This window comes from Oleiphilus sp. HI0043 (assembly GCF_001634935.1).
In genome coordinates this window covers 1-821 of the sequence record NZ_LWEY01000171.1, presented here as the reverse complement: position 1 = coordinate 821, position 821 = coordinate 1, and the positions used below count along the sequence as shown (strand labels likewise).

Annotated in this window: 1 pseudogene; it reads left to right on the top strand. The window is 44.6% G+C overall.

Going from position 1 to position 821, the window contains the following annotated elements:
- Positions 1-122: 122 nt before the first annotated feature.
- Positions 123-821 (top strand): annotated as a pseudogene (locus A3729_RS03115) (2-oxoglutarate dehydrogenase E1 component); the annotation flags it as partial.

Below are 821 nucleotides of genomic sequence, written 5' to 3'. Positions count from 1 at the left end.
CGTTACAAGGCGAAATCGCTTTTTATCGTTAGGCTACGTATAGGTATCTTAGAGATACATATTGGCCGCCAATAAGATAGTGCCTGGTATTCGCATTTACTGCTAACTAAGGCGAGCTTTTAATGCAAGAAAGCATCATGGAACAACTCTGGCGGACATCTCACTTGTCTGGCGGAAATTTAGTATACGTTGAACAGCTGTACGACGCTTATTTGGCTGATCCTAACAGCGTCTCTGAAGAATGGCGAAGCTACTTTGACCAACTCCCAAGAGTTAATGGTCATGCTAAGAAAGACATCCCTCATTCGACCATTCGTGAACAGTTTCTCCACCTTTCCAAAAACAAATACGCAAGTCACGAACTGACTACTCCCGCAAGCGCAACCTCTGAGCACGATAAGAAGCAAGTTAAAGTCGCTCAATTGATTAACTCCTATCGAATTCGTGGCCACCAGGCAGCAAAGCTTGATCCCTTAGGTTTGATGGAGCGGGTTGATGTTCCTGATTTGGAGCTTGAATATCACGGTTTGAGCGAGGCCGACCTGGATACCGAATTTCAGATTGGTAACTTGGTCTTCGGTTCCGATGAGTTGAGTCTTCGAGAGATTGTTAACGGACTGAAAGAAACCTATTGCTCATCGCTTGGCGCTGAGTACATGCATATCGTAGACACAGATATTCGTACATGGTTTCAAGAGCGTATTGAGTCAGTAAAAGGTAAGCCCAATTACGAATTTGATACGCGCTACCATCTGCTAGAGCGTTTAACAGCAGCAGAAGGCTTAGAAAAATATCTTGGCTCTCGTTACCCAGGTACCAAA